We start from the raw sequence: 9,016 nt of genomic DNA, 5'->3' as shown, positions 1-9,016 counted from the left end.
GCGTTGCGGAGGTCGGTGTAGCGGAGGTCGGCGTTGCGGAGGTCGGTGTAGCGGAGGTCGGCGTTGCGGAGGTTGGCGTTGCGGAGGTCGGCGTTGCTGAGGTTGGCGTTGCTGAGGCTGGCGTTGCTGAGGCTGGCGTTGCTGAGGCTGGCGGATGGCAAGGAGATTCTTCGCAACGAGCGATTGGCATCGTTGATTTCTCCAAGTGCCCTGGTCAATGGGACATTGCTAATTGGATTGTTCGCTGGGTCGTAAGCATAGATTAAATCCCAATGAGGGCGCAATCTAAAGTAGGTTGCGGCTTGGACGCCTGCATAACTGGCTGCCATTAATGGAATAACTAATCCGGCCACGGTGAGTTTTATTCGCCCCCTACGACGACGGACGAGACTCTTGCTGAGATATTTTCTAGCTTCTTCAGAAAGAGGAAGGGCTTCACCGTGCTGTTTTTGAAAGCGTCGGGCATCGGAGAGTTGACGACCTTCGAGGAGGTAGCGAGGCTGTTGCTCTTTGGGCTGCTGGCTCCATTCGGCAGCAGCTTGCTCAATTTTGCGCTGCTGGCGGAGTAGGTCGCGGTTTTCGTCGAGCCACTGGCGCAGTTTGGGCCAAGTGCGGATCAGGGCTTCGTGGGCAACGTCGAGGGTGGCGGTGCGGCCATTTTGAGAAGCAACAATGCCTTGTTTATTGTTGATCGTAGGGTCAATCGTAAGGTCATTAGAAACGACAAGATTGGCGTCGGCGAGCTGCTTGATGACCTGGATGACTTGAGGTCCGGGGTGTTGGGCGGAGATGAGGCTGGCTTGGGTGATGCGGCGGCGGGTGTCTTCGGAACCTTCGCCGAGTTGAGTGAGGCTGAGGAAAATGTGTTTGGCGGTGAGCTGTTGCTCACGGGTGAGGGCGTTGTAGACTTTGTCGGCCGTTTGTTGCAGAGCGCCGGTGACGCCGCCGAGCTGCATATAGGTAGAGAGTTTGAGCTGGTTGTCTTGCTGGTTTTCCCAAAGTTCGGTGAGGGTGTATTGCAGCAGGGGCAGGCTACCGGAGGCCGGATCGACGTCTTTGAGCAGGGCTGCGACGAGGCCGGGTTCGAGGGAGCAGCCGGTTTGGCGGGCGGGTTCTTTGATGGCCTGGGTGAGTTCGTCCTGACTCATGGGCAGCACGGGTTCCAGGTTGTTTTTGACCAGGGTAGCAAGGCCGCTGTAATCGTCTTCGAAGCATTTGCCGACGAAGTCCGATCGCATGGCCAAGATCACGCCCAGCCGCTTGGGAACAGCGGCAAGCGCACCGAGCAGGGTGGCGAAGAAGGTTTGCCGTTCGGTCTTGTCCTGACAGAGGGTGAAGGCTTCTTCAAACTGGTCGATAACCAGTAGAACGCGATCAGTACGTGCAATTTCAATCAGGCTGCTGAGGCCATCACCTTTTTGAATCAGGTTTTTAATCTTCTGAAGCAGTTCAGCCTGCTCGATGCGACTCAGATTCTTGTCCACAAAGGCCAGGCTGAGATTTTGCAGGGGATGTTCACCGGGAACCAGGATATGAATTTCGGTGTCGCTGTGATTCTTGATGTCCTGGAGTACTCCAGCCCGGAGTACGGAGGATTTGCCGCTACCGGAAGCGCCGACGATCGCCAAGAAGTTTCCCTGCTCGACTTTCTCTAGCAGGATTTGGGTCAGGGTTTGGCGACCGTAAAAGTAGTGATGGTCGCGATCATTGCAGTCGAAGTAGGACAAGCCTTTGTAGGGACAGATGGCAGGCAGCGTAGCGATTTCTTTCCCCTGCACTTGGTTCAGAACATCTTGCAGGGTTTTCAGTCCCGGTCCACTCTTCTCAGCCCAGTTGAGAAGTGCCATCGCGCGATCGCCCATTGCGGCCTTACTGGTCGGCAAAATCTCAGAGGGGACATCAAGCGTAAAGACAATTTGGTCGAAATAGCTCTCTGGCAAGCGGCTTAAGGTCTGAGCAAGTTCCTGGCGATCGATGGGTGGCATAGGGACCTACTAAAAATCGCTACGGTCAGCTTCACCCAAAATACTGGAGATTTCGGCCAAAATCATAGGTTTGTCAAGAGAACCGTATCGCCTGACTCGGGTGACCATCCACCCATGCCCCACCCAGACTGTACTAGGATTAGAGGATTGCGCTGCGGGCTTTTATGGGCAACACATTCGGACATCTTTTTCGCATTACGACCTTTGGTGAGTCCCACGGGGGAGCGGTGGGCGTTGTGATTGATGGCTGCCCGCCCCAAATTGAAATCACCGCCGAGGAGATCCAAGTCGAGCTAGATCGGCGGCGTCCCGGCCAGAGCAAAATCACGACCCCCCGTAAGGAAGCCGATCGCTGCGAAATCCTATCCGGCGTGTTTCAAGGCAAAACGCTGGGCACGCCAATTTCCATCCTGGTTCGCAACAAGGACACGCGCCCACAGGACTACAGCGAAATGGCGACCACCTATCGCCCCTCCCATGCTGACGCGACCTACGATAGCAAATACGGCATTCGGAATTATCAGGGCGGCGGGCGATCTTCAGCCAGAGAGACCATTGGTCGGGTAGCGGCAGGGGCGATCGCGAAAAAGATCCTCCAGCAGTATTCCGGCGTCGAGATTATCGGTTATGTCAAGCGCATTCAAGACATTGAGAGCGTCGTGGAGCCGGATACCGTCACGCTGGAGCAGGTAGAGAGCAACATTGTTCGCTGCCCCGATGCAGAAGCCGCCCAGCGCATGATTGACCGGGTGGAGCAGATTCGCGACCAGGGCGACTCCATTGGTGGGGTCGTTGAATGCGTGGCCCGCAACGTGCCGAAGGGATTAGGCGCACCGGTTTTTGACAAGTTGGAAGCCGATTTAGCCAAAGGCGTGATGTCGCTGCCAGCCAGTAAAGGCTTTGAGTTAGGATCGGGCTTTGCCGGAACGCTCTTAACGGGAAGCCAGCACAACGACGAGTTTTACACGGACGCTGAGGGCAACTGGCGCACGCGCACTAACCGATCTGGGGGCACTCAAGGCGGCATCAGCAACGGCGAGAATATCATCATTCGGGCAGCGTTTAAGCCCACGGCAACCATCCGTAAAGCCCAAAACACGGTGACGAATGCCGGAGAGGAAACCGTGCTGGCAGCTAAAGGGCGACATGATCCCTGCGTGCTGCCCAGAGCGGTACCAATGGTCGAGGCAATGGTGGCGTTAGTCCTCTGCGATCATTTGCTACGTCATCATGGACAGTGTGAGCTGTTTGAAACGTAGGGTTTGCTGTGCCTCAACGTTAAAAGATCCATAATTTTCGGGTGGCGTAACCAGAACTACAGCAATCGATGAAACTCAATTAGCAGTATTGAACTGATTCAGTGGGGCAGCTTAGAAAAGCTAGTTGATACAGCGTCAAGCTCGAAATTGTATTGCCAGTAACTCAGTCTTCGTAAGCTGGCGTAGGACGAAGTGCAGACCTTGTCCGCTGGCAGAGTAAACCAACAGTGGCCAGGAAAAGTTGGGTTTTCTGACGGCAACCCAGACAAATTCGAGCACGACAGACCACTTGTCCGCCTGAAATTTTTCAGGACTATACCGGTGAGCTTAGGGCATTGAGCCTAACCCCTCTTGGGAGCGAGATGAAGCCAAAAATTATTGTTTGTGGATTGGGAGATACGGGATATCGGGTCTTTTCGCTGCTGCAACGACAGGGAGTCCAGGTTGTTGGCATCAGTAATCAGCCCTCTGACGAATCAAACATTATTGTGGGGGATATGCGATCGCCTGACACCCTCATCAGAGCAGGTATTCACGATGCCTTGGCCCTGCTTCTGATGACCTCCGACGACGCGCTGAATCTTGCCATTCTGACTCAGGCACGGGTGCTGAATCCTCGCATTCGCATCATCAATCGTCTGCTGAATACCCGCTTGGGCGATCGCCTCGACCAAACGCTGGACTACCACGTCTCGATGAGCGTCTCCGAACTAGCAGGACCGATCTTTGCTTTTGCCGCTCTGGGCAATACCGCCATCGGACAAATCGACCTGATGGGAGCCAACTGGCCGATGTATGAGGAATACATCAGCGAAAGGCATCCCTGGAACGGCGCTCTGCTGCGGCATTTGTGGGAAAATCGCGATCGCATGCTGATCTACTACTGTTCTGCCAACCAGAAAGTGGACTTGGTCTCGGCAGTACTGACCGAGCAGAGATTGGAGACGGGCGATCGCCTCATCATTGCCACCCGTCCTAAAACCAGCGGCATTCAGCGCCTCACTTGGGAGCGGCGACTCAAAAGCTTTTTTGCTGGACTTACTCAATTTCGTCGTCAGAGCCAAGCCGCGCTCTTCATTACACTGATCCTGCTGCTGCTAATCACCTTTTCGACCCTGCTTTACCTCAGCGTCAACTTTAATGTCTCTATTCCAGACGCGCTGTACTTCACAGTAGGCATGTTGACCGGAGCAGGGGGGCATGAGGAGGTTGCTGAACAAGCACCCGTTGCCGTCAAGGTGTTCACCGCTGTCATGATGCTAGTGGGAGCCGGGGTGATTGGCGTTTTTTACGCCATCCTCAATGACCTGGTTTTGGGCAGTCACTTTCATCAGGTTTGGAACGCCGTACAGCTACCCCAGCGTCATCACTATGTCGTCTGCGGACTGGGGGGAGTGGGCTTTCAAATTGCCAAGCAGCTGAAGTTGGCCGGATACGATGTGGTCGCGATCGAGCGAGATCCCCACGGCAGATTCGTCAACAGTGCTAAAGCGCTCAAAATCCCCGTCATCACTGAAGATGCTAGCGTTCCTGATATCCTAAACAGCGTCCACGTCTCCAAAGCGCTGGCCCTGTTGGCCGTCACCAGCCACGACACCGACAACTTAGAAATTGCTCTGACAGCCAAAAGCCTGGCCCCTAAACTGCCTATCGTTGTCCGCAATCAAGATCCCCACTTCTCGCGACAGGTGCAGCAGGTTTTTGGCTTCGAACAGGTCCTCAGTCCCATCGAGCTAGCAGCGCCGTCCTTTGCTGCCGCCGCTTTAGGTGGACAGGTCTTGGGGAACGGCATCACCGGGCACAGTCTCTGGGTAGCGCTGGGAACGCTGATCACCCCAGCTCACCCCTTCTTTGGCCGAACCATCGCCAACGTCGCCGCCGAAACCGATCTCGTACCCCTGTACGTTGAAACACCTCAAAGCACCATTCACGGATTCGATCTGCTCTCCCACGTGTTGAATAGCCAAGACGTCCTCTATCTCACAATCCCAGCCAATCAACTGGAGGAACTCTGGCGTACCGTGCCGTCGCAACTCACCGCGCATTAGGGATGGGGAATGGGGGAGAAGGGAGTAGGGAGAGTAGGGAGGGTGTTTTAGCGTATTGGCGATGTCCACTACAATCCGGTAATTTATGATTTGTTCCTCAGAACACACTCGTGAACGATTAAGATTGGGTTTGGGTAGGGACCTGGTTCATCATTGAGAATCTGATGTTTGCCATGACTTCTACTATGACTTCTGACTGTCCTTGCGGCAGTCGGCTCTCTTACGCGACCTGCTGTCAACCCTATTTGTCAGGAACGACGATCGCCCCTACAGCGGAAGCGCTGATGCGATCGCGCTACACAGCCTATTGCAAAGGCAACATTGACTATCTAGTTAACACCCACCATGCTTCCAAACGGACGGCCAATATTCGGGTTGCCCTCAGCAAGAGCATGCCGCAAACGACTTGGTTGAAACTCACCGTGCTGGACACCGAACAGGGTCAACCGGAGGATAACACTGGCATTGTTGAGTTCATCGCCCGCTACGAGGCTGAGGGCTACGGACAAATCCATGAGCGATCGCGCTTCAAAAAGCAGAAAGGCCGTTGGTTTTATCTAGACGGCGATCACTTACCCCCCGTGGAACCAAAACGCAACGACCCCTGCTGGTGCGGCAGCGGCAAGAAGTTCAAACAATGCCATGGCAAATCCTAGCGTTGCCCTAATAGCGTCCCTTCAAAGCCCGTTCTACCTCTCGCTTCTCCTGCTTTTGCTTCAGCGAATCACGCTTATCATGCAGCTTCTTCCCTTTCGCTAGGGCGATCGTCACCTTGATCCAACCGCGCGTAACATACATCTTCAGGGGAACCAGCGTCAGTCCCTTCTGCTCAACCTTGCCGATGAGCTTACGAATCTCACCCTTATGCAATAGCAGTTTTCGGGTCCTGCGGGGATCGTGGTTGTATTGCTGAATAGTGGTGCTGTGAGGCGAGATGTGAACATTCTGGAGCCACAATTCGCCTTCTCGAATTTGGGCAAAACCGTCTCGCAGGTTCACCTTGCCAGCGCGGATCGACTTAACCTCAGTCCCTTTCAGCTCTAAACCCGCATCATAGGTTTCGAGAATTTCGTATTGGTGTCGCGCCTGTCGATTGTCACTCAGGACTTTGTAGCCATCACTCGACTCTGCCATACCGTTTCCCTATTCCACGACAATGCACCACTCGTGCAGTTCATATTCCACACACTGATTTTTGATCAGCGGATCAGCCTCAACGATCGCCGCCGCTTCTTCCATAGACTCGGCCTGAAACACTAACATACCGCCTCCCCGTTCTGCCCAATATCCAGTGCGAGCCTGATGCCCTTTCTCCACCAGATCCTTCACGTATGCAACGTGAGCCGGAACGTGCTTGTCAAACGCCGCTTTCTCAATAATGCCGTGTTCAATTTTGACAAACCAGGGCATGGGGATGTTCCTGTTGGGTTGAGCGAGCGGGGGACAGTGGACAGCTAGTCCCTAAGATCAGGAGTCAGCGACTTACGGGCTGATGCTGCTTTTCAGAGGTGAGCAGAACCGCCAGGTGATTTATCTTGGGACAATCCCAACTCTTTGGCATTGATTTCAGAATTAATTTCTCAGAAAGGTGTAAGTAGAGGCTCTAGCCTAAATTCTGGATTCTGACTCCTGAATTCTATTCTTTTCTCCTGATTTCATTTACTTTTCAGCATACTGAACCTTAGCGGTGATTTACAAACAGGGTTTGTCGATGTCCTTTGACCAGGCTCAGACGTCTTCTGCAAAAACGACTCGCTTTTTCATAGCGCTGATTCCTCCCCCAGACGTACAGGCTGAGGCAACTAAGCTGAAGGAATATTTTCGCGATCGCTACCGCAGCAAAGCAGCCCTAAAGTCGCCGCCGCACATCACGCTACAGGCTCCCTTCAAATGGTTGGATGAAGACCGCGATCGCTTGATTGCGACCCTGGCTCAATTCCAGTGTCCGTTCACCTGCATTCCGATTACCCTATCGGGGTTCGGGGCGTTTCCGCCTCGTGTCATCTATATGGATGTGCAACATACCCCCGAACTCATGACCCTGCAAACAGAGCTAAGCAGCTATTTAGCGGAGACGTTGAATATTGTTGATCCGCGATCGCAGACTCGTCCTTTTCGGCCCCATCTCACCATCGCCTTTCGTGACCTCAAACCCGTTTCGTTTCGTCGAGCCTGGCCTGAATTCGAGCACCAAGAGATTCACTACACCTTCAAGGTTCAAGATCTAACGCTGCTGCGTCACACCGGGCAAAAATGGGTGTCTCACCAGCAGTTTTCCCTGGATCTACAGGACTTGTCCAAGGAACCCACGCCAGATATAGAGTAGGGGATCTCCAGTAAAGAATTAACCGCTGGTAGGGGGCATTAGCGCAGCGTCATGCACCACAGTCGGGTAGTCTCATTTTAGAAATCTAGGCTTGAGCACCCAACAGTGTCCGGGTGCTCAGCACCAGCCGGATGGCTTGCCGTCTTGTCCTGGCGGGACTAGCGACGGCCATGGCATCGAAAATTTTTACGATTGCGATCGCCCCGATTGCCACACTCTGGAATTGAACGATTAAACTAGGGATTGCAAAAGCATTCTGCGGCAACCTGTACGCAGAAGCTTGGTCGCTCTCATAGGTATGAATTAAAGGCATAATCCATGGCAAACCGTTCGCGTCAACAGGCTTCTATCCGTCGAACTGCTCAAGTAGCGGCATCCGGATTGTTGACGACTACCTGGTTTTTGATGCAAAGCCTGGTAGCACTTCCACCCGCAATGGCTCAGACTGAAGAAGACGATGAGCTGACCTATGGCGAGTTTTTAGAGCTGATTGACTCTGGACAAGTGGATCAAGTAGATATCGACCCTAACCGTGGACGGGCCGAAGTTAGGCTCAAGAGCGACCTGGAGGAAGATCCACCTCAGGAAGTTATCCTATTTCAAAATGATGGCCGTAATCCCGAGCTGATCCAAAGACTGCGTGAGCAGGATGTGGATGTGGAAATTCAGCCTGAGGGAGGCGGCAACAATTTTGCTTGGATTGCCACCAACACATTGGTTATTATGCTGCTGGTGTTTGGTCTACTGCTGATCCTACGGCGCACCGCGAACAGCGCTGGGGGAGCAATGAGCTTTGGCCGATCGCGAGCACGATTTCAGATGGAAGCTAAGACGGGCGTGCAGTTTGATGATGTCGCTGGCATTGAAGAGGCTAAAGAAGAACTGCAAGAAGTCGTCTCGTTTTTGAAGAACCCTGAGAAATTTACCGCCATTGGCGCCAAGATTCCGCGCGGTGTGCTGTTGGTTGGTCCTCCAGGAACTGGAAAGACACTGCTTGCAAAAGCGATCGCGGGGGAAGCAGCTGTTCCATTCTTCAGCATTTCAGGCTCCGAGTTTGTCGAGATGTTTGTGGGGGTTGGTGCCTCACGAGTCCGCGACCTGTTCAAAAAGGCCAAGGAAAATGCCCCCTGTATCGTCTTCATTGACGAGATTGATGCCGTGGGTCGTCAGCGGGGAACAGGCATTGGCGGCGGCAACGACGAGCGCGAACAAACCCTAAACCAGCTGCTGACCGAAATGGATGGTTTTGAAGGCAACAGCGGTGTGATTGTGATTGCGGCCACTAACCGAGTCGATGTCTTAGATATGGCATTGCTGCGACCCGGTCGCTTTGATCGCCAGGTGATCGTTGATCTGCCCAGCTATAAGGGTCGTTTAGAGATTCTGAAGGTCCATGCT

At 53.6% G+C, this 9,016-nt stretch carries 9 protein-coding genes; 6 read left to right on the top strand and 3 right to left on the bottom strand.

Features of this window, described 5'->3' with window-relative positions:
* Positions 1–1,985 (bottom strand): nSTAND1 domain-containing NTPase (locus tag PN498_RS17705; protein WP_272064403.1); only part of this gene is annotated, 1,985 nt, incomplete at its 3' end.
* A gap of 164 nt (positions 1,986–2,149) precedes the next feature.
* Between PN498_RS17705 and aroC the strand changes: the two genes are divergently transcribed.
* From aroC to PN498_RS17690, 3 genes are all read left to right on the top strand, one after another.
* On the top strand, positions 2,150–3,244 hold the full coding sequence (gene aroC / locus PN498_RS17700; RefSeq protein WP_272064402.1) for a chorismate synthase: 1,095 nt from the start codon (positions 2,150–2,152) through the stop codon (positions 3,242–3,244).
* 362 nt (positions 3,245–3,606) lie between these two features.
* Positions 3,607–5,292: a potassium channel family protein gene (locus PN498_RS17695; RefSeq protein WP_272064401.1), complete on the top strand. Its 1,686-nt coding sequence runs from the start codon at positions 3,607–3,609 to the stop codon at positions 5,290–5,292.
* Between the two features lie 173 nt (positions 5,293–5,465).
* Positions 5,466–5,948 (top strand): YchJ family protein, encoded by a 483-nt coding sequence (locus PN498_RS17690; RefSeq protein ID WP_272064400.1) that lies wholly within the window; start codon positions 5,466–5,468, stop codon positions 5,946–5,948.
* Between the two features lie 7 nt (positions 5,949–5,955).
* On the opposite strand, the gene smpB is transcribed toward PN498_RS17690, so the two are convergent.
* Positions 5,956–6,426: an SsrA-binding protein SmpB gene (smpB, locus tag PN498_RS17685; RefSeq protein WP_272064399.1), complete on the bottom strand. Its 471-nt coding sequence runs from the start codon at positions 6,424–6,426 to the stop codon at positions 5,956–5,958.
* 9 nt (positions 6,427–6,435) lie between these two features.
* Complete coding sequence (locus tag PN498_RS17680) at positions 6,436–6,702, bottom strand: YciI family protein (protein WP_272064398.1); 267 nt, start codon at positions 6,700–6,702, stop codon at positions 6,436–6,438.
* A gap of 301 nt (positions 6,703–7,003) precedes the next feature.
* Here PN498_RS17680 and PN498_RS17675 point away from each other — a divergent pair, with 301 nt between their 5' ends.
* The 3 genes from PN498_RS17675 to PN498_RS17665 all read left to right on the top strand — a co-directional run.
* The gene (locus tag PN498_RS17675) at positions 7,004–7,618 is read left to right on the top strand and encodes a 2'-5' RNA ligase family protein (RefSeq protein ID WP_272064397.1); all 615 of its coding nucleotides are present in this window, start codon (positions 7,004–7,006) and stop codon (positions 7,616–7,618) included.
* 91 nt (positions 7,619–7,709) lie between these two features.
* The gene (locus PN498_RS17670) at positions 7,710–7,853 is read left to right on the top strand and encodes a hypothetical protein (RefSeq protein ID WP_272064396.1); all 144 of its coding nucleotides are present in this window, start codon (positions 7,710–7,712) and stop codon (positions 7,851–7,853) included.
* A gap of 83 nt (positions 7,854–7,936) precedes the next feature.
* Positions 7,937–9,016, top strand: a 1,080-nt coding sequence (locus PN498_RS17665) for an ATP-dependent metallopeptidase FtsH/Yme1/Tma family protein (protein WP_272064395.1), incomplete at its 3' end; no start/stop codon positions are given.

This window comes from Oscillatoria sp. CS-180 (assembly GCF_028330965.1).
In the GTDB taxonomy this organism is placed as follows: Bacteria; Cyanobacteriota; Cyanobacteriia; order Phormidesmidales; family Phormidesmidaceae; genus Halomicronema.
Note: the sequence above shows the minus strand (reverse complement) of the source record. Positions and strands in the feature narration are given on the sequence as shown.

What these genes read in the sequence shown, in the direction of transcription:
- aroC (WP_272064402.1), top strand. Translation starts at nt 2,150, where the DNA reads ATGGGCAACACATTCGGACATCTTTTTCGCATTACGACCTTTGGTGAG.
- PN498_RS17695 (WP_272064401.1), top strand. Translation starts at nt 3,607, where the DNA reads ATGAAGCCAAAAATTATTGTTTGTGGATTGGGAGATACGGGATATCGG.
- PN498_RS17690 (WP_272064400.1), top strand. Translation starts at nt 5,466, where the DNA reads ATGACTTCTACTATGACTTCTGACTGTCCTTGCGGCAGTCGGCTCTCT.
- smpB (WP_272064399.1), bottom strand. Translation starts at nt 6,426, where the DNA reads ATGGCAGAGTCGAGTGATGGCTACAAAGTCCTGAGTGACAATCGACAG.
- PN498_RS17680 (WP_272064398.1), bottom strand. Translation starts at nt 6,702, where the DNA reads ATGCCCTGGTTTGTCAAAATTGAACACGGCATTATTGAGAAAGCGGCG.
- PN498_RS17675 (WP_272064397.1), top strand. Translation starts at nt 7,004, where the DNA reads ATGTCCTTTGACCAGGCTCAGACGTCTTCTGCAAAAACGACTCGCTTT.